The 19,509-nt window shown below is 73.1% G+C and carries 15 protein-coding genes; 7 read left to right on the forward strand and 8 right to left on the reverse strand.

Annotated elements, in window-relative coordinates:
- The first annotated feature begins 153 nt into the window (after nt 1-153).
- The 5 genes from ACYVG5_RS07850 (at nt 154) to ACYVG5_RS07870 (ending at nt 5,637) form a co-directional block, all read left to right on the forward strand.
- Complete coding sequence (locus tag ACYVG5_RS07850) at nt 154-1,923, forward strand: FAD-dependent oxidoreductase (RefSeq protein WP_222044639.1); 1,770 nt, start codon at nt 154-156, stop codon at nt 1,921-1,923.
- Nucleotides 1,920-2,990 (forward strand): maleylacetate reductase, encoded by a 1,071-nt coding sequence (locus ACYVG5_RS07855; protein ID WP_222044642.1) that lies wholly within the window; start codon nt 1,920-1,922, stop codon nt 2,988-2,990. Before ACYVG5_RS07850 ends, ACYVG5_RS07855 begins: the two co-directional genes overlap by 4 nt.
- A 79-nt stretch (nt 2,991-3,069) precedes the next feature.
- Nucleotides 3,070-4,224 (forward strand): MFS transporter, encoded by a 1,155-nt coding sequence (locus ACYVG5_RS07860; protein WP_222044644.1) that lies wholly within the window; start codon nt 3,070-3,072, stop codon nt 4,222-4,224.
- Between the two features lie 174 nt (nt 4,225-4,398).
- Nucleotides 4,399-5,205, forward strand: a complete 807-nt coding sequence (locus ACYVG5_RS07865) for a TIGR02587 family membrane protein (RefSeq protein WP_222044648.1) — start codon at nt 4,399-4,401, stop codon at nt 5,203-5,205.
- A gap of 12 nt (nt 5,206-5,217) precedes the next feature.
- Nucleotides 5,218-5,637 (forward strand): TIGR02588 family protein, encoded by a 420-nt coding sequence (locus ACYVG5_RS07870; RefSeq protein ID WP_222044650.1) that lies wholly within the window; start codon nt 5,218-5,220, stop codon nt 5,635-5,637.
- A gap of 95 nt (nt 5,638-5,732) precedes the next feature.
- Here ACYVG5_RS07870 and glnA read toward each other — a convergent pair whose 3' ends face one another.
- Nucleotides 5,733-7,166: a type I glutamate--ammonia ligase gene (gene glnA, locus ACYVG5_RS07875; RefSeq protein WP_222044652.1), complete on the reverse strand. Its 1,434-nt coding sequence runs from the start codon at nt 7,164-7,166 to the stop codon at nt 5,733-5,735.
- Nucleotides 7,167-7,332: 166 nt separating this feature from the next.
- Between glnA and ACYVG5_RS07880 the strand changes: the two genes are divergently transcribed.
- Nucleotides 7,333-7,752, forward strand: coding sequence for an RDD family protein (locus ACYVG5_RS07880; RefSeq protein WP_222044654.1), 420 nt, complete (start codon nt 7,333-7,335; stop codon nt 7,750-7,752).
- A gap of 188 nt (nt 7,753-7,940) precedes the next feature.
- Here the strand turns inward: ACYVG5_RS07880 and ACYVG5_RS07885 are convergent, their stop codons facing one another.
- The 7 genes from ACYVG5_RS07885 to ACYVG5_RS07915 all read right to left on the reverse strand — a co-directional run bounded on the left by ACYVG5_RS07885 (nt 7,941) and on the right by ACYVG5_RS07915 (nt 15,986).
- Nucleotides 7,941-8,744 (reverse strand): DUF4191 domain-containing protein, encoded by an 804-nt coding sequence (locus tag ACYVG5_RS07885; protein ID WP_222044656.1) that lies wholly within the window; start codon nt 8,742-8,744, stop codon nt 7,941-7,943.
- An 84-nt stretch (nt 8,745-8,828) separates the two neighbouring features.
- Entirely contained in the window at nt 8,829-9,803 is a 975-nt protein-coding gene (lipA, locus tag ACYVG5_RS07890; protein ID WP_222044658.1) for a lipoyl synthase, read from the reverse strand.
- A gap of 142 nt (nt 9,804-9,945) precedes the next feature.
- Complete coding sequence (locus tag ACYVG5_RS07895; RefSeq protein ID WP_222044660.1) at nt 9,946-11,427, reverse strand: hypothetical protein; 1,482 nt, start codon at nt 11,425-11,427, stop codon at nt 9,946-9,948.
- Nucleotides 11,428-11,579: 152 nt separating this feature from the next.
- A complete protein-coding gene (locus ACYVG5_RS07900; RefSeq protein WP_222044663.1) occupies nt 11,580-12,392 on the reverse strand; it encodes a phosphocholine cytidylyltransferase family protein in 813 nt (270 codons plus the stop codon).
- A gap of 2 nt (nt 12,393-12,394) precedes the next feature.
- Nucleotides 12,395-13,486 (reverse strand): CDP-glycerol glycerophosphotransferase family protein, encoded by a 1,092-nt coding sequence (locus ACYVG5_RS07905; RefSeq protein ID WP_222044665.1) that lies wholly within the window; start codon nt 13,484-13,486, stop codon nt 12,395-12,397.
- Nucleotides 13,483-14,274 carry an HAD family hydrolase gene (locus ACYVG5_RS07910; protein ID WP_246629412.1) on the reverse strand — a complete coding sequence of 264 codons (792 nt, stop codon included), beginning with the start codon at nt 14,272-14,274 and terminating at the stop codon, nt 13,483-13,485. Before ACYVG5_RS07910 ends, ACYVG5_RS07905 begins: the two co-directional genes overlap by 4 nt.
- Nucleotides 14,275-14,315: 41 nt before the next feature.
- On the reverse strand, nt 14,316-15,986 hold the full coding sequence (locus ACYVG5_RS07915; RefSeq protein ID WP_222045356.1) for a mannitol dehydrogenase family protein: 1,671 nt from the start codon (nt 15,984-15,986) through the stop codon (nt 14,316-14,318).
- A gap of 590 nt (nt 15,987-16,576) precedes the next feature.
- Here ACYVG5_RS07915 and leuS point away from each other — a divergent pair.
- Nucleotides 16,577-19,480, forward strand: coding sequence for a leucine--tRNA ligase (gene leuS, locus ACYVG5_RS07920; protein ID WP_222044671.1), 2,904 nt, complete (start codon nt 16,577-16,579; stop codon nt 19,478-19,480).
- Nucleotides 19,481-19,509: the final 29 nt, after the last annotated feature.

Here is a 19,509-nt window from a genome sequence, read left to right on the forward strand (position 1 = left end):
CGGGCCGGTTCCGTCCTACGGTCGACGGGTGCGCCGCACCGTGCCGCGGAACGCCAGTGGTTGACGTGACGCACGGCACGACGTTGACTGCACCGCACACCGAAGCAGCGTTCGCCTGCCGAAGCTCCTACGCCGCCGTGGAGGCACCCGCGCATGCCCACCGTCGACACCGACGTCCTCGTCATCGGGAGCGGTCCGGCCGGCTCGACCGCCGCGCTCGCGCTGGCCACCTACGGGGTGCGCACCACGGTGATCACCAAGTACGGCCGGCTGGCCGACACCCCGCGGGCGCACATCACCAACCAGCGGACGATGGAGGTCCTCCGCGATCTGGGCGTGGAGGAGGAGGTGATGGCCGAGGCCACCCCGCAGCACCTGATGGGCAACCTCGTGTACTGCACCTCGATCGCCGGCGAGGAGCTGGGCCGGCTGCATGCCTGGGGCACCCGCCCCGACCGGCTGGCCGACTACACGGCGGCCAGCCCGACCCGGATCTGTGACATGCCGCAGGACCTGATGGAGCCGGTGCTGCTGCACAACGCGCAGTCCCGCGGGGCGACGGTCCGCTTCGACACCGAGTACCTGTCCCTGGACCAGGACGACGACGGCGTCACGGTGCACGTGCGCGACCGCATCCGGGGCGACGAGTACGACATCCGGGCGAAGTACGTGGTCGGCGCCGACGGTGGCCGGAGCCTGGTCGCCGAGCACCTGGGGCTGCCGCTGCAGGGCCAGATGGGTGTGGGCGGCAGCATCAACATCGTGTTCGAGGCCGACCTGTCCCACCTGGTCGCCGACCGGCCCTCGGTCCTGTACTGGGTGCTGCAGCCCGGTGCCGACGTGGGGGGCATCGGTGCCGGGCTGGTCCGGATGGTCCGCCCCTGGCACAAGTGGTTGATCGTGTGGGGTTACGACATCAACGGCCCGGCTCCCGACCTGACCGAGGAGTACGCGCTGTCCATCGTGCGGAAGCTGGTGGGCGACGACTCGGTCCCGGTGACGATCAGCTCCAGCTCTGCCTGGACGGTCAACCACGTGTATGCCGAGCGGTACTCCGCCGGCCGGGTGTTCTGCGCCGGGGACGCCGTCCACCGGCACCCGCCATCGAACGGGCTGGGGTCCAACACCTCCATCCAGGACTCCTACAACCTGGCCTGGAAGCTGGCCGCGGTCGTGCGGGGCCAGGCCGGCCCCGGGCTGCTGGAGACCTACTCCGCCGAGCGCGCCCCGGTCGGCAGGCAGGTGGTCGACCGGGCCAACCAGAGCATCGCCGACACCGCCCGCATCTTCGACGCCCTCGGGCTGCTCGACACCGAGGACCCCGAGCTGATGGTCGAGCACATGGCGGCCCGCAAGGACGACACGGTGGCGGCCGAGGAGCAGCGCACCGCGCTGCGCGAGGCCATCGCGTTCAAGGACTACGAGTTCAACGCCCACGGGGTCGAGCTGGACCAGCGCTACGAGTCGACCGCGGTCGTCCCCGACGGGACGGCACCGGAGGAGCCGGCCCGCGACCCGCAGTTGTACTCGCAGGCCACCTCGCGCCCCGGTGCGAAGCTGCCGCATGCGTGGGTGACCACCGACCACCGCCGCCAGGTCTCCACCCTCGACCTGGCCGGCTCCGGCCGGTTCACCGTGCTCACCGGGATCGGTGGCGACAGCTGGCAGCGGGCCGCGACGGTGGTGGGGGAGCGGCTCGGCGTCGAGGTCGAGGCGGTCGTGATCGGCCCCGGGCGTCGCTTCGAGGACCTCTACGGCGACTGGGCGCGCGTGCGCGGCATCGCCGACGGCGGGGCGCTGCTGGTCCGCCCGGACGGCTACGTCGCCGCCCGGTTCGTCGGGCCGCTGCCCGACGCCGAAGCCGAGGCCGCCCTCGAGTCGGCCCTGCGCACGGTGCTGGACCGGGCCGAGGCGCCGGCATGATCCGCGGCTTCACCTACCAGGCGCTGCCGATGCGGGTGGTGTTCGGCGCCGGGGCCCTGGCGAGGCTGCCCGAGGAGGTCGCCGCGCTCGGCCTCGACCGGGTGCTCGTGCTGTGCTCGCCCGAGCAGGCCGACACCGGCAAGCTGGTGGCCGAGGCGCTCGGGGACCGGGCCGCCGGCGTACTGGCGGAGGCCCGGATGCACGTGCCGATCGAGGTGGCGACCCAGGCCCGCGCCCTGGCCGCCGAGCTCGGTGCCGATGGTTGCGTGGCCGTCGGCGGGGGGTCGGCGATCGGGCTGGGCAAGGCGATCGCCCTGGAGCACGGGCTGCCGGTGATCGCCGTCCCGACCACGTACGCCGGCTCGGAGATGACCCCGGTGTGGGGGCTGACCGAGGCGGGTGCGAAGCGCACCGGGCGGGACGAGCGGGTGCTGCCGCGCAGCGTGCTCTACGACGCCGAGCTCACCTGCACCCTGCCCGCGGGGATGTCGGTGACCAGCGGAATGAACGCGATGGCGCACGCGGTGGAAGGGCTCTACGCGCCCGACGCGACGCCGATCATCTCGCTGATGGCCGAGGAGGGGGTGCGGGCGATGGCCGGGGCGCTGCCCCGGGTGGTCGCCGACGGCGCCGACCTCGATGCCCGCAGCGACGCCCAGTACGCGGCCTGGCTGTGCGGCGGGGTGCTGGCCGCGACCACGATGTCGCTGCACCACAAGCTGTGCCACGCCCTGGGCGGCACGCTGGACCTGCCGCACGCCCAGACCCACACGGTTGTGCTGCCGCATGCGCTGGCGTTCAACCAGCCAGCGGCACCGGACGCGGTCGCGGCGCTGAGCCGGGCCCTGGGTGGGGTCGACGACCCCGCCGGGGAGCTGTGGACCCTCGCCGGGCGGTTGGGTGCACCCCGGTCGCTGCGCGAGCTCGGCATGGCCGAGGACGATGTCCCACGGATCGCCGAGCTGGCTGTCGCCAACCCCTACGCCAACCCGCGACCGGTCACCCTGGAGGGCGTCACCGCCCTGCTGCGGGCGGCCTGGGCAGGAGAGCCGCCGGCTGCCGGCTGAGCCTCGCGCAGGCCGATCGGCCGGCTGCTGGGAGCAGCCGGCCGGGTGCCTCGGTTGCCCGGGTCCGTAGGGTGCGCCGGTGACGTGGAAGCGGGCCGTGTTCGCGTTGTTCGCCGTGGCGGCGGGCACCAACGTCCCGACCCCGCTGCTGCTCGTCTACCAGGAGCGGCTCGACCTGTCGCCCGAACTGCTCACCGCGCTGTTCGGCTTCTACGCCGCCGGTCTGGTGCCGGCGCTGTTCCTGGGTGGTCCGCTGTCCGACCGGCTCGGCCGCCGTCGGGTCGCCTTCCCCGGTATCGCCCTGTCGGCGCTCGCCTCCGTGGCCTTCGCCCTGGCCGGCGACTCGGTGACGCTGCTGTTCGGGGCGCGGTTCCTCCAGGGTGTCGTCAGCGGTGTCGTGTTCAGCGTGGTCAGCGCCTGGGTCGGTGAGCTGTCGCTGACGGCCGGGGAGGGGGCCGGCGGACGGCGGGCCGCGGTCGCGATGACCGCCGGCTTCTCGATCGGCCCGTTCGTCAGCGGGGTGCTCGGTCAGTACGCTCCGGCCCCCACGGTGCTGCCCTACCTGCTGCACACGGTGCTCGTCGTCATCGGCCTGACGCTCGCCAGGCGGCTCCCGGAGACCGTCGAGGTCGCCCCCGGCCCGCGGCATCCGGCCGGCGGGCCGGCTGCACCGCTGATCGGGCGGGGTGACGGCCTCGTGGTGCTGACCGTCCTGGCGCCGGTGGCCGTGTGCGTCTACGCGCTGCCGACCACGGTGGTCTCGGCGGTCCCGCTGCTCGTCGAGCTCCCGGGCGCCGGCGTCCTGGTCACCGGGGTGGTGGCCGGCGCCACGCTGGGCGCCGGCACGCTGGTCGCGGGCCTGCAGCGCCGGCTCGGGCCGTGGACCGCTGTCGCCGGAACCGTGCTCGGGGTCGCCGGCTTCGCTGCGGCCGCGGCCTTCGCCGTCACCACGGCCCTGCCGTGGCTGGTCGCGGCCTCCCTGCTGCTGGGCGCGGGTGGGGGGTTGTGCCTCGCGGCGGGCCTGACGCTCACCGCCCGGCTCGCTGCGCCCTCCCGCCGTGGCGCGCTCACGTCGCTGTTCCTCGCCTGTGCCTACGTCGGCTTCGCCGCGCCGTACCTGGTGGCCGAGGCGGCGCGGGCGACCTCGGCCGCGGTGCCCCTGACGGTGGCCGCGGGGCTGACCGCGCTGCTCACCGTGCGGCTGCTGCCGGTGGCCCGTCGCGGCGAGCTGTAGGGGACGCGCCGCGGTGATCACCCGGCCCGCGGACCGTCGCGCCCAGGAGGAAGCTGGGCCGATGGATGCGCCCAGCGACAGCGATGCCCACGTGCCCGGCCAGGGTCACCGAGCGCTGCGACCGTCCGAGGCCGGCCGGGGCGCGGGGCGCCGGCTGATCCCTGCGTCGACCGGATGAGCGCCACCACCGACACGGAGCACCTGGCCACGGGGGTGGGGCGCGCCGTGGGAGGCGCGCTGCTCTTCGCGCTGCCGCTGTTCATGACCATGGAGGTGTGGCGCCTCGGCCACACCGTGGAGCGGTACCGGCTCGCGTTGCTGGTGCTGGCCACGGTGGTCCTGGTGATCGGGCTCGCCCACTACTTCGGTGCCGGCCCCGGCGGGGTGAGCCGGGCCGGTTACCTGGCCGACGCCGGGGTCGCCCTGGTGGTGGCGCTGCTGACCGCCTCGGTGGTGCTCGTGGTCCTGGCGGTCATCGACCCGGTGCAGGACCGGCAGAGCGCACTCTCGGTGGTCGTGATCGAGATCCTGCCCGCCGCGATCGGCGCGTCGTACGCCCGCAGCCAGCTCGGTGCGGGCAGCCGACGGCCGCAGGCGCCGCGGTACGGCCACGAGGTGTTCCTGATGGCCGCCGGGGCGGTCGTCTTCGCGGCGAACATCGCGCCCACGGAGGAGGTCGTGCTGCTGGCCGCGAAGCTGGGCGAACGCAACGCCGCCGTCCTCGTCGTCCTGAGCCTCGTCCTGATGCACGGCTTCGTGTACTGGGTGGGTTTCGGTGGGCAGGAGGAGGCCACCGGGTTCCTGCGCTCGTTCCGGAACCTGACCGTGGTCGGCTACGTCGCAGCCTTCGCCGTGTCCGCCTTCCTGTTGTGGACCTTCGGCCGGTTCGACGGTGTCGGCCTGCCCGTCGTGGTGGGACAGACGGTGGTGCTGGCGTTGCCGGCCAGTGTCGGCGCCGCTGCCGCACGGCTGATCCTGTGAGAGGGAGACCGGATGAGTGAGAGCGACCGGCAGGGCGGCGAGCCGGAGCCGGAGCCGGAGCGGACGAGCACGGGCGAGTACGTCCTGGGCGGCCTGGGCGGCCTGCTCGTGCTGCTGCTGCTCGGCTTCCTGATCTACCAGGCCGCCGTCGTACGCGACACCGGACCGGAGCTGTCGGTCACCGTGACCGGCGTGGAGACCGCCGGCAATGGCTGGTCGGTCCACTACCGGATCGCGAACACCGGTGGACAGACGGCCGTGCAGGTGCAGGTCACCGGCGTGCTGTCCCGCGACGGCACCGAGGTCGAGGAGTCCAGTGCGACGGTGGACTACGTGCCGCCCGGCAGCCGGCGCAGCGGGGCCCTGCTGTTCTCCGAGGATCCCGGCAGCGGTGACCTGCAGGTCCGCCCGTCCGGGTACTCGCTGCCCTGACCGCGGGTGCCCGGCACCGAGCGAACAGCCCCCGCCCGGGCGACCGGGGCGGGGGCTGTGCGGACGCGCAGCTGCGGGGCCGTGCGGCCCGCAGCTCAGATGTCGTAGTACATCGCGAACTCGTGCGGGTGCGGGCGGAGCCGGATCGGGTCGATCTCGTTCTCGCGCTTGTACTCGATCCAGGTCTCGATCAGGTCGGGGGTGAACACGCCACCGTCGAGCAGGTAGTCGTGGTCCACCTCGAGCCGGTCGAGGACGGCGTCCAGCGACGCGGGCACCTTCTCGATGCCCAGGGCCTCCTCGGGCGGCAGCTCGTAGAGGTCCTTGTCGACCGGGGCGGGGGGCTCGATCTTGTTGCGGACGCCGTCCAGGCCGGCCATCAGCATCGCCGAGAAGGCGAGGTAGGGGTTGGCCGACGGGTCGGGCACCCGGAACTCGATGCGCTTGGCCTTCGGGTTGTCGCCCGAGATCGGGATGCGCGTGCACGCCGACCGGTTGCGCGCGGAGTAGACCAGGTTGATCGGGGCCTCGTAGCCGGGCACCAGCCGGTGGTAGCTGTTCACCGTGGGGTTGGTGAAGGCCAGCAGCGACGGCGCGTGCTTGAGCAGGCCACCGATGTAGTGGCGGGCCATGTCGGACAGGCCCGCGTAGCCGGTCTCGGCGTGGAACAGCGGCTCGCCGTCCTTCCAGAGGCTCTGGTGGCAGTGCATGCCCGAGCCGTTGTCACCGAACAGCGGCTTGGGCATGAAGGTGGCGCTCTTGCCGGCCGCCCAGGCGGTGTTCTTGATGATGTACTTGAACAGCATCAGGCTGTCGGCCGAGCGCAGCAGCGTGTCGAACTTGTAGTTGATCTCGGCCTGACCGCCGGTGCCCACCTCGTGGTGGCCGCGCTCGAGCTCCAGCCCGGCGTTGGCCAGGTTGACCATCATCGACGCACGCAGGTCGCTCTGGTGGTCGATCGGCTCGACCGGGAAGTACCCGCCCTTGGTCTGCGTCTTGTAGCCCAGGTTGGGGCCACCGTTCTCCCCGGTCACCGACCCGCTGTTCCAGGAACCCTCGACGGCGTCGATGTGGTAGTAGCCCTCGTTGATCGAGGTGCTGTGCCGCACCGAGTCGAAGACGTAGAACTCCGCTTCCGGCCCGAAGTAGGCGGTGTCGGCGATTCCCGAGCTGGCCAGGTAGGCCTCGGCCTTCTTCGCCACGTTGCGCGGGTCGCGGCTGTAGGCCTCACGCGTGATCGGGTCGTGGATGAAGAAGTTGATGTTCAGCGTCTTGTAGGCGCGGAACGGGTCCACGTACGCGCTGCTGGCATCGGGCAGCAGCAGCATGTCGGACTCGTTGATCGTCTGGAAACCCCGGATCGACGACCCGTCGAACCCCAGGCCGTCGGCGAAGGTGTCCGGACCGAAGGTCTGCGCCGGGATGGTGAAGTGCTGCATGACGCCGGGCAGGTCGCAGAACCGGACGTCGACGAACTTCACGTCGTTGTCGCGGATGTACGCGGTGACCTCGTCGGGACTGTTGAACATCGATCCTCCGGGAGTGGACGGCCAGGCTCGGACTCGAAGCTACGAGCGGGGAGTTGCCCGGGAGTGACCCCTGTGTTTCGTCGTCGTAACGTCGCGGCCGGCGTGTCGTCGGGTGGAGCAGGGACGTCCGCCGGGGGCCGGCGGTCCGCGTCCTACGCTGACTCGCATGGCAACCGAGCCGGCACCACCATTCCAGGAGCGGGCCCGGGGCGCAGCGCTGGGGCTTCCGGCCAGCGGCCCGGGGTCGCTGGCCGGCTTCGGTCAGCGCATCGGGGCCTTCGCCGTCGATGCCATCGCGGCCGCCCTGGTGGCCGGGCTGTTCACCGCCCCGGAGCTCCCCGGCAACTGGAGCCTGCTGTCGTTCGTGCTGATCACCATCGGCTTCCTGGCCGCCACCGGCCAGACCCCGGGGATGCGGCTGCTGGGCCTGCGGCTGGCCCACCCGCAGGCCGGCCGGCGGCTGGCGCTGTGGCGGGCCGTCGTCCGCACCGCGCTCCTGGCGCTGCTGGTGCCCGCCCTGGTGGTCGACGTCGACGGCCGTGGCCTGCACGACCGGCTCACCGCCACGGCCGTCATCCGGGACTGAGAAGCGGAAAGCCGGTGTCCCGCGAGGGAACACCGGCTCTCGACGGAGCGGCTGCTTTCATCTACGCCGAGCGTGCTCGGCTCCGTGGGCCCGGCGCGGGGCCGCAGGCTCCCGCCGGGAACGCGGGCAACGGCTCAGCGGCAGCCGGGACGGCACCTGGCCGCGGTGCGATCCGGAGGATCGCCATGTCACCGCCGCCGCACCTGCCGCTGGCTGACCGACATCTGCCGGCCGCCGGGCATCGGGCCCCCGGGCACCGGCGGCCGGGCCCCGCCGAGCGCGGACATCCGCTTCGCCAGTGCGTTGACCTCGCCGGCGGAGAGGTTGCGGGGCAGCTTCACCACATGGGTGTTGAGCTTCTTCAGCGGCACCTGGCCCTCGCCGTCGCCCACGCTGACGTCGTAGATCGGGGTGTCGCCGACGACCTTGGCGATCCGCCGCTTCTCCGCGGCGATCAGCCCGCGCACCCGCTGAGGTGAGCCCTCACCGACCAGGATCACGCCGGGCCGGCCCAGCACCCGGTGCAGCGCGTCGAGTTCGCGGGTGCCGGCCACCGCCGTGCTGACCCGCCAGTCACCTCGCATGCCCTCCAGCACCCAGGCCGCGGCGCCCGGCTGCCCCTCCACCTGCCGGTAGGCCGAACCCTGCGCACGCCGGCCGAAGATGACCAGAGCCGCGAGGAGACCGAGCAGGATCGCGATGGGCAGGACCATGAACGGTGCGTCGAAGACGATGCCGAGCACCTCGACGACGGCGAAGACCGAGACGAAGGCGATGAGCATCACCCACGGCAGCTTGCGGTCGTTGCGGTAGGTGAGCGAGTAGGCCTGCCGGATCATCCGGGCCTGGGCCTTGACCTTGCTCAGCCGGGAGACCTTGGGCTTGCCGTCCTTGCCGAGCTTCGGGGCCTTCGCCGCCTTGGCTGCCGTGGCGCCCTTCGGCTCCTTGGCGCCGGCGGGGGCGGAGCTGTCGGTGGACCTGCTGCGTGCCATGTCCACGAGGATAGTCAAAGGACCCGCTACTCCCCGCCACGCACAAGCTCGCGGCGGGCCCCGGCAGCCGGCCGAGGGGCTACATCACCGTGTCGTAGTCAGACCGCGGGCCTCGGCGGCCTGCTGGTAGAGCCGCCCGGCGCGGTAGGAGCTGCGCACCAGCGGACCGGCCAGCACGCCGGGGAAGCCGATCCGCTCCGCCTCGGCGGAGAACTCCACGAACTCCTCCGGCTTCACCCACCGGACGACGGGGTGGTGCCGGACGCTGGGCCGCAGGTACTGGGTGATGGTGAGCAGGTCGCAGCCGGCCTCGTGCAGGGCCTGCATGGTCTCGACGACCTCGTGCGGCTCCTCGCCCATGCCCAGGATGAGGTTGGACTTGGTGACGAGGCCGGCCTCGCGGGCGGCGGTGATGACCGACAGCGAGCGCTCGAACCGGAAGCCGGGCCGGATCCGCTTGAAGATGCGGGGGACCGTCTCGACGTTGTGCGCGAGCACCTCGGGCCGGGACGAGAACACCTCGGCGAGCTGGTCGGGCTCGGCGTTGAAGTCCGGGATGAGCAGCTCGACGCCGCAGCCGGGGATCTGCTCGTGGATCTGGCGCACCGTCTCGGCGTACAGCCAGGCGCCGCCGTCGGGCAGGTCGTCACGGGCGACGCCGGTGATGGTGGCGTAGCGCAGGCCCATGGTGGCCACGCTCTCCGCCACCCGCCGCGGCTCGTCGGCGTCGAAGTCGGCGGGCTTGCCGGTGTCGATCTGGCAGAAGTCGCAGCGCCGGGTGCACTGGTCACCGCCGATGAGGAAGGTGGCCTCGCGGTCCTCCCAGCACTCGTAGATGTTGGGGCAGCCGGCCTCCTCGCACACCGTGTGCAGGCCCTCGCGGCGGACCAGTGACTTCAGCTCGGTGTACTCCGGGCCGGTCTTCAGCTTGGTCTTGATCCACTCGGGCTTGCGCTCGATCGGGGTCTGGCTGTTGCGCACCTCGAGGCGGAGCAGTTTCCGGCCGGCCGGCTCGATGCCGGACGCGGCCCCGGGAATGGTCGTCGGCGCCTCGCTCATGGTCAGCACGGTACCCCCGACGGGCGGAGGAGCCGCCGGGCTCACGACCGCACGGCCGTCCCGGCCCGGAACTGCGAACGGGCCCGGCGCCGCCTCCACGTGCGGAAGCGACGCCGGGCCCGCCGGGGTCCGGAGCGGGTGCTCAGGCCTTGCTGCCGCCGTTCCCCGGCTCGACTCCCCGGTCGGCCACCGGGGTGCCGGCCGCGCCGCGGGGAGTGCCGGTGGCGTTGGTCGCGTCGGTCTCCGGGTCCACGGCGCCGGCGCCCTCCGTGGCGGCGGCGGTACCGCCGGCGGTGGTGACCGGGGCGTCGAACTCGTTGCTCGACCCGGTGGCGGTGTCCGGCCGGTTGCCGTAGCTGCGGTCCTCGGAGCCGCGGGTCAGCTGCGCCTCCTGGGTGCCCAGGTCGCTGCTGGGCGGCGTGGCGTCGCCGGGGGCGGACTGGGCGGAGGAGACGGTCTTGCCGCTCTGGGACTGGGCGCTCTCGGTTCCGCCCGCGGGGGCGGCGGGGCTGCTCGGTGCGCTGGGCACGGGGTCCTCTCGGTAGCTGGGCACGGGGCCGTCGCCGGTCGGCGCGGGCGTCCACGGATCGTCGGCGTTCTTCTTGCGGAGCAGCACGGCCACACCGGCCGCGACGACGGCCAGGACGGCGAGCACCCACGGCCAGCGACGGGGCTTCTTCTCCAGCCCCGCACCGCGCCTGACCGTGGTCACCGCCTCCGCGGTGCGCTTCGCCGCCTGCTTGCGCGCGCGGGCGGCGGCCTTGTCCAGCTCCGCCCGCCGCTTGGCTGCCTGCTTCGACAACATCTCCGCCTTCGCGGCCAGCTTCTCGGCCTGCTTGCCCGCGGCCCTGCGGTTGGCCTCGGCCGCCGTGCGGAGCGCGGCGACGCGGAGGGCAGCCTGGTCACGGGCCACCTCGGCGGCCACGGCGGCGTCCCTGCGGACCTTCTCCGTCTGCTGCGCGGCGGTGGCGCCCAGGGCGGCGGCACTGGCCGCCAGCTCGGCACCACGGGCGTCCAGCTGGGCCCGGGCCGCCTCGACGCCGGAGGCCAGCGACTCCCGGGCGTTCTCCAGCAGCGGGCCGGTGGCGTCGCGGGCGGCGGTCACCCTGGGGCCGTAGGTGGCGGCAGCGGTCGTGGCTGCCGTCGCGGCGGTGGTGGCGGCCGCGGCGGCCGCCTGGGTGGCGGCCTCGCGGGCCGCCTCCAGCCGGGGCGCGGCGGCGGCGACGGCGGCCTCCAGTTTCGGGGTGGCGGCCGCGACGGCGGTCTCCAGGTTGGCCAGCGCTGACCTCGTGGCGGCGTCGATCCGCGGGACGACGTCGGCCTCGTAGACCTTCTGCGCCGCCTCCAGTCGCGGGGCGAGCGTCTTCTGCGCCAGCTCCAGGCGGGGTTCGAGTGCATCGCGGGCGGCCGCCAGGTGCGGGGCGAGCGCGACGGTAGCCGCCCCCACACGGGGCGCCACCTCGGCCGCGAAGGCCAGCTGGGCGGCCTTGACCGCGGCGTCCACCTGCGGCTTCAGCTGCTCCGACGTGGCCCGTCTCGCCTCGGTGACCGCGGCGCCGATGTGCGCGAGGCCCTCCTGCAACTCGGCACCGATGACCTCGGCATGGCTCTTCTTGCGGAACACTGCAGCACCTCCGAGTTGATCGCGTCGCGATCATCCTGCCCGTCAACAGCCGCGAACACACCCCGAGCCCGGGGCAGGGAGCAGGCCCGCACCGCGCCGGCGCCCACCCGCCCCGGTCCGTCGGGGAGCCCGCCGGACCAGGGCAGCGGTGGTCAGGCCAGCTCGTCCAGCGGCTCGAGAGCGGCGCGGGAGCCCAGCCAGGTGTTCGCCCGGGCGAGGTCGTCGGCGAAGTCGATCTCCACCGCGGAGAAGCGGGAGATGTCCAGCGGCCGGAACCGCAGGCCGGCCTGCTGGATCGCCGTCTCCATGCCCCGCTCGAAGTAGTCGCTGTCCGCGCACGCCGCGAGGTGCTCGATCAGCACCGGCTTGTCCGCGGCGGCCACGTAGTTGATGCCCACCGCCTCGCCCAGCCCACCGACGACGGTCTTGGACAGCTCCCGCACGAACCCGTCGGCGTCGAGGGTGTACTTCACCTCTTCGTCGGCGACGGTGGAGGTGTCCACGCAGACGAAGCTCTCGTCGGCCTGGACCAGCGGGGCGGCGTGGTCGAGGACGGCCGGGTCGAAGACCACGTCGCCGTTCATCCACAGCACGCCCCCCGGCTGGGAGGACCGCAGCGCCCGCAGCAGGCTCTGCGAAGTGTTCGTGGTCGCGAAGTCCGGGTTGAATGCGAACAGCAGGTCAGGCTGGGCCCGCATGACCGCCTTCGCCCGGTAGCCCACCACCGCGGTCACGGCGGTGCTCCCACCGAAGACGGCCCGGACGCCGTCCAGCTGCTGCCCCATGATGCTGCGCCCGTCCATCAGGGGCGTCAGCGGCTTGGGCAGCTTGCGGCCCAGGCGGGTGCCCATCCCCGCGGCGAGGATGACCACCTGCGGGGCGCGGGTGTCGGCGGGGCGGCGGCCGGCGGCCGTGCGCGACCGCCGATCACGTCCCCCGGTCAGGATCGGGTCAGCTGTGCGCATGCTCATCTCCTCGGTTCGGTCGGGGTGGTACGGGGGAAGAACAGGTCGAGCACCCGGTCGGTGGCGTGGCCGTCCTCCAGCGAGCAGAACGTCTGCCGGAAGGCCGTGTACCGGTCGGTCGGTGCAGGGCCGGCGTCCCCCAGTGCACGGATCGCGTCCACCACCTCGTCGCTGGTCATGAGCAGCGGGCCGGGCGCGGCCTCGGCCAGGTCGAAGTAGAAGCCGCGCAGCTCGTCGCGGTAGTACTCCAGGTCGTACGTGAAGTTGATGATCGGGTTCCCGGTGACGGCGAAGTCGAACATCGTCGACGAGTAGTCGGTGACCAGGACGTCGGCGGCCAGGTAGAGGTGGCTGATGTCCGGGTACCGCGACACGTCGCGGATCGGCGCCCCCTCGGCGACCTCCAGCCGGTCGGAGACCATCGAGTGCAGCCGGAGCAGCAGGACGTGGTCCTCGCCCAGACCGGTGGCGAAGTCGTGGAGGTCCAGCGGGAAGGCGAAGTCCTTCCGGTCGGCACCGAACACCAGGTCGTCCCGCCAGGTGGGCGTGTAGAGCACCGCCGTCGCCCCGTCGGCGATGCCGAGCTCGGCCCGCACCTCCGCGCGCAGCCGCTCCCGGTCCGGGGAGCTGAGCACGTCGTTGCGCGGGTACCCGGTCTCGTGCACCGGGCCGGTGAAGCCGAACGCCTTGCGGAACCGGGGCGTGCTCGCCGCGTTGGGTGACAGCAGGTGGTCCCAGCGGGCGATGTCGTGCTCGAGGTACGCCAGCCGCCCTTCCGGCGCCCACATGACGTCGTTGTGGATCCGCTTGAGCGGGGTGCCGTGCCAGGTCTGCAGGTAGGTGGTGCCCGGCGACTTGTCCCAGTCCAGGGCCAGGTGGTCGTTGGAGACGACGACGTCGGCGGACTCCAGGGCGGCGCGGCCCTCGGGCGTGCCGTGCTCGACCGTCGCGGTTCCGGCCGGGAAGTCGCCGACCCGGTCGGCACGAGCCAGCCAGACGTGCTCCACGTCGTCCCCGCGGCGGCGGAGCGCCTCGAAGATCGCCCGGGGGCTGTCGGAGTACCGACCGATGAAGCTGTTGTAGACGATCCTCACCGGGCCTCACCGGCCCCGGCGGCGGCCAGCGGGGCCCCGGCGGCGCGGCGCTCCAGCCCCGGCAGCAGCAGGGCGGTGAGCTCCTGCCAGGACGAGACGACGGCGAGCACGCCGGCCTCGCGCAGCTGCGCCGCGCGCTCGGCGCGCTCGGCCGGGGCGACGAAGCGCAGATTGCCCACGGTCGGGCAACCGGCCCGGACGGCGGACAGCGCGCCGGGCAGGGAGTCCTCCACGGCCAGCCCCTGCTCCGGGGCGATGCCGAGCGCTGCGCAGGCGTGCAGGTAGACCGCCGGGTCGGGCTTGCTGGTGGGGGTGCCCAGCGAGTCCTCGGCGCTGAACCGGCGGACCGCCGGGAGCAGCTCGGCCACCCCGGTGGCGGTGAAGCAGCCGTCGAGTCGGGTGAGCGCGCTGGAGCTGACGACGGCCAGCGTGAGGTGCCGGCCCAGCGTGCTCAGCGCGACGGTCACCTCGTCGTCGGGCACGAGCACCCGGCTCAGATGGGCGGTCACCTGCTGCTTCTCCTCCGCGACCCACGGATCGAGGTCGGGGGCGGGGACGCCGGCGGCGGTGGCCAGGTCGGCCGCCGTCGTCCGGAAGTTCTTGCCCGTCGTGGCCAGGCGCAGTTCCTCGGCGGTGAACCGCCGGTCGCTGCCCAGTGCGGCCAGGTACCGGTTGGTGACCTCGGCGGAGGCGACGAAGGCGGGCTCCTCCGAGGGAAAGAGGTTCCCGTCGGCGTCGCAGAGCAGGGCCTGGAGTCGGTCGACGAGCTCGATGGGGATCTCGGGCATGGGGGGCACCCTCCTCGGGGGGTCGATGGGACGGGGAGGTGTCATGCCGGCATCAGTGAGCTGCCGGCGACCGTCGCCGCCAGAGTCGTCCCGGTGGGGTCCGGAGTGCGGCGCCGGGCGGACGGCGGGCGGCCCCGGCGGCTCGGTGCCGGGTTGGCGGCATCGTGGCGGACCGGGTCGGCGGCGTCCAGCCTGGCGGCGAGGGTGGCCCGCACGCCGTCCCGGTCGAGCTGGTGCAGGACGCCGGTGAGCGCCTCGACGAACTCGGGCCGATCGCCGAGGTCCCCGAAGACGGCCCGGACGCCCAGCAGGGGCCGGGGGTCGGTGCCCCCGGCGACGGCCAGCGCGCGCAGCTCCTCGGCCCGCTCGTCGTGCAGCGGGAAGGGGCGGCCCTGCAGATCGGTGCCGCGCAGGTACCGGCAGAAGCCGGCGACCGCCAGGGTCAACAGGTCCGCGCGCCGGCCGGCGTCCAGAGCCGCGCGCAACGAGGGCAGCACGTACAGCGGCATCTTCGACGAACCGCGCCGGCACAGCCGCTCCAGCCGGTCGGCGATCGCCGGATCGGCGAACCGCGCCAGCAGGGTGCGCTGGTACCGGTCCAGGTCGATGCCCGCCGGGGCGGGCAGGAGCGGGGCGATCTCCTCGGCCATCAACCGGGTGACGTACTCGCTCAGGTCGGGGTCGGCCATCACCTCGTCCATCCGGACGTGCCCGGCGAGGCGACCGAGGTGCCCCAGCGCGCTGTGGCCGGCGTTGAGCAGCCGGGTCTTCATCAACTCGTAGCCGCCGACGTCGGGCACGAACTGCACACCGACGTCCTCCAGCGGGGGACGGCCGTTGCAGAACTCGTCCTCCATGACCCACTGGGAGAACGGCTCGGTGATGACCGGCCAGCGGTCGTCGACGCCGAACCGGCGTGCGACGTCGTCGCGGTCCTCGAGGCTGGTCGATGGCGTGATCCGGTCGACCATGCTGCCGGGGAACGAGACCGAGTCGACGATCCAGCGGGCCAGCACCTCGTCGCGCAGCCCGGCGAAGCCCACCACCGCGGCCCGGGTGGTCTCGCCGTTCTGCTGCATGTTGTCGCAGGACAGCACGGTGAACGGGGGCTGCCCGGCCCGGCGCCGGCGGTCGAGGCCCTCGACGATGTACCCGAACAGCGACCGCGGGTGGTGCGGGTCGTCGAGGTCAGCGCGGACGTCGTCGTCGTCGGGGTCGAACTCGCCGGTGCGGGGGTCGATCCGGTACGCCGTACCGGTCACCGTCATGGTCACCAGCCGGGTCCGCGGGTCGGTGAGCGCGGCGAGCACGGCGTCGGGGGCTTCCGGGGCGAAGTGGTAGTCGACCATCGAGCCGACCACGCGGGCGCGCTCGCCGTCCCGGCTGCGCTCGACCACCGTGTACAGGTAGTCCTGCGGCCGCAGGGCGTCGCGCATCGCCGGTGACCGCAGGCCCACCCCAATGACGCCCCAGCCGGTCTCGCCCTGCTCGGCCAGGTCGTCGAAGTAGACCAACTGGTGCGCGCGGTGGAACCCGCCCACACTGAAGTGGACGACCGCCGGGGTCAGCGCGGCCCGGTCGTAACCGGGCACCCGGACCCGTTCGGCGTGCCGGGCCAGGGTCTGCTCGGACAGCGGTTCGGGCGAGAGGGCAGCGGTGTTGCGGGCAGGGACGGAACGCGCGGTGGTGTCCAGAAGGGCCTCTCGGGTCATGGCGGACGTGCCGGGGCGTGCGGGAACGTGTTGCCCGGGTCGGGCGTGGTCGTTCATGTCAGATCCTCCACACGTCGGCCGACAGCTCGGCGGGCACGGTCGCGCGGCGGTGCACCACGACGTCGTCCCCGGGCGGCACGTCGTCGATCGCGGGCGCGACCGCGGTGCCAGCTCCACCAGAAACGAGGTGCCGACCGGGCCGGCCGCCTACGCGGCGACGGCCCAGGTGCTCCACCGGCGTCGTGCATCCCGGCCGCGCTGCCGGTCCGCTCCGGCAGCGGGTCGGCGCTGCTGTTGAACGCCGGACGGCTGTGCTTCCCCCGCCTCCACCAGCGCAAACCCGGCCCGAGAGGTGACGGGTACCACGCACGGCTGCCGAAGGTCGGCGGCCACGCTCCCGCAGCGTACGGGCAGGAGGGGGTCGAGGTCGACGGGGGAGCGTTCCCCCGCGCGCTAAGCTCGCCCCGTGACCGGCGGGCTCCTGCTCCACCAGCCGTGCTGACCTGATCGACAAGGACAGCACGGCGACCCCTCCTGCGTGAGGGGTTTTTTTCTGCCCGCCGCCGGACGAACACCCAGGAGTGCCCACGATGAGCCAGCCGGCCAGCCAGCCGAACCCCGAGACGACCGCGGACGGGGTGCCACCGCACCGGTACACGCCGGCGTTGGCGCAGTCGATGGAGCTCGCCTGGCAGGACCGCTGGGACGCCGAGGGCACCTTCCACACGCCCAACCCGGTCGGCGCGCTGAGCGCGGGCTTCGAGCGGGTCGCCGACCGCCCGAAGGCGTTCGTGATGGACATGTTCCCGTACCCCTCGGGTGCCGGGCTGCACGTCGGGCACCCGCTGGGCTACCTGGGTACCGACGTGACCAGCCGGTTCCTGCGGATGGACGGGCACAACGTGCTGCATCCGATGGGCTACGACGCCTTCGGGCTGCCCGCGGAGCAGTACGCCGTCCAGACCGGTCAGCACCCTCGGGTCACCACCGAGGCGAACATCGCCGCGATCTCCGCCCAGCTGCGCCGGCTGGGTGTCGACCACGACACCCGGCGCACCTTCGCCACCATCGACCCGGGCTACTACCGGTGGACCCAGTGGATCTTCCGGCAGGTCTTCGAGGCCTGGTTCGACACCTCCGCCGACGGTGGCCGCGGCCGGGCCCGGCGGATCGCCGAGCTGGTCGCCGAACTCGATGCCGGTACCCGCGAGCCCGTGCCGGGCACCAACGACACCGGTCGCCCCTGGGGCGAGCTGACCGGGATCGAGCGCCGCCGGGTCGTCGACGCGCACCGGCTGGCCTACCGCCACCAGGCCCCGGTCAACTGGTGCCCGGGCCTGGGAACTGTGCTGTCCAACGAGGAGGTCACCGCCGACGGGCGTTCCGAGCGGGGCAACTTCCCCGTGTTCCGGCGCCCGCTGACCCAGTGGATGATGCGGATCACGGCCTACGCGGAGCGGTTGCTCGACGACCTGGACCGGTTGGACTGGTCGGATTCGCTCAAGCACATGCAGCGCAACTGGATCGGCCGTTCGACCGGCGCCCGGATCCGGTTCGCGGCCGGCCGCAGCCGGGACATCGAGGTCTTCACCACCCGCCCCGACACCCTGTTCGGCGCCACCTACCTGGTGCTGGCCCCGGAGCACCCGCTGGTCGGGACGCTGACCGCGGCCGGCTGGCCCGACGGCGCCGACCCGCGGTGGACCAACGGCGCGGCCACCCCGGCCGCGGCGGTGGCGGCGTACCAGAAGCAGGCCTCCCGCCGCTCGGAGCTCGACCGGCAGGCCGAGGGCCGGGAGAAGACCGGCGTCTGGCTGGGGACGACGGCGGTCAACCCGCTGACCGGTGGTGACCTGCCGGTCTTCGTCGCCGACTACGTGCTGACCGGCTACGGAACCGGCGCGATCATGGCCGTGCCCGGCGAGGACGCCCGCGACTGGGAGTTTGCCCAGACCTTCGGCCTGCCCGTCGTCCGTACCGTGCAGCCACCGGCCGGTTTCGACGGCGGCGCGTACACCGGCTCCGGGCCGATGATCAACTCCTCGAACGAGCACCTGTCGCTGGACGGGCTGGACAAGGCCGCGGCCATCGCGACGGTGACGCAGTGGCTGGTCGGGCACGGGCACGGCGAGGCGACGACGACCTTCAAGCTGCGCGACTGGCTGTTCAGCCGGCAGCGGTACTGGGGTGAGCCGTTCCCGATTGTCTACGACGCCGACGACCTGCCGGTCGCCGTTCCGGACTCGATGCTGCCGGTGCTGCTGCCGGAGGTGGACGACTACTCGCCCAAGACCTTCGCCGACGACGACGACACCTCCGCCCCGGAGCCGCCGCTGTCGCGCGCCACGGAGTGGACGACGGTGACCCTGGACCTGGGCGACGGCCCCCGGGAGTACCGGCGGGAGACCAACACGATGCCCAACTGGGCCGGATCGTGCTGGTACTACCTGCGCTACCTCGATCCCTCCGACGACGAACGCTTCGTCGACCCGGAGCTGGAGCGCTACTGGATGGGCCCGCGCCGGGACGGCGACACCGGCGGCGTCGACCTGTACGTCGGCGGTGTCGAGCATGCGGTGCTGCACCTGCTGTACGCCCGGTTCTGGCACAAGGTGCTGTTCGACCTGGGGTACGTCTCCAGCGAGGAGCCGTTCCGCCGGCTGGTCAACCAGGGCTACATCTCTGCCTACGCCTACACCGACGCCCGCGGCTTCTACGTGCCGGCGGCCGAGGTGGAGGAGCGCGACGGACGGTTCGTCCACGACGGGGAATCGGTCGACCGCGAGTACGGGAAGATGGGCAAGAGCCTGAAGAACGTGGTGACGCCGGACGAGATGGTCGCGGCGTTCGGCGCGGACACCTTCCGGGTCTACGAGATGTCCACCGGCCCGCTCGACCAGTCCCGCCCGTGGGAGACCAAGGCGGTGGTCGGTGCGCAGCGGCTGCTGCAGCGGATCTGGCGGGTGGTGGTCGACGAGGAGTCCGGTGCCGTGCGGGCCGCCGACGTCGAGCCGGACGACGCCACCTCGCGGGCGCTGCACCGGGCGATCGAGGCCGTCCGGGACGGCATGGCGACGCTGCGGTTCAACATCGCGATCGCCCGGATCACCGAGCTGACCAACCACCTGACCACGGCGTATCCGCCCGGGACGGCGGTGCCCCGCCCGGTCGCCGAGACCCTGGTCCTGTTGCTGGCGCCGCTGGCCCCCCACGTGGCCGAGGAGATGTGGTCACGGCTGGGTCACCCGGACTCGCTGGCATGGCACCCCTTCCCGGTGGCCGAGCAGCGCTGGCTGGTCGACGAGACCGTGCAGGTGGCGGTCCAGGTCAACGGCAAGGTGCGCGCCCAGGTGTCGGTGCCGGCCGGCGCGGACGCCGCTGCGCTGGAGGCCGCCGCGCGCGCCGACGAGCGGATCGCGGGATACCTGCTGGATGCGACCGTGCGCCGGGTCGTGGCCGTGCCCGGCCGGCTGGTCAACTTCGTCCTGGGGTGATGAAGGACCCCCTCGCCCCCCACCGCTCG

The organism is Modestobacter lapidis (assembly GCF_054780755.1).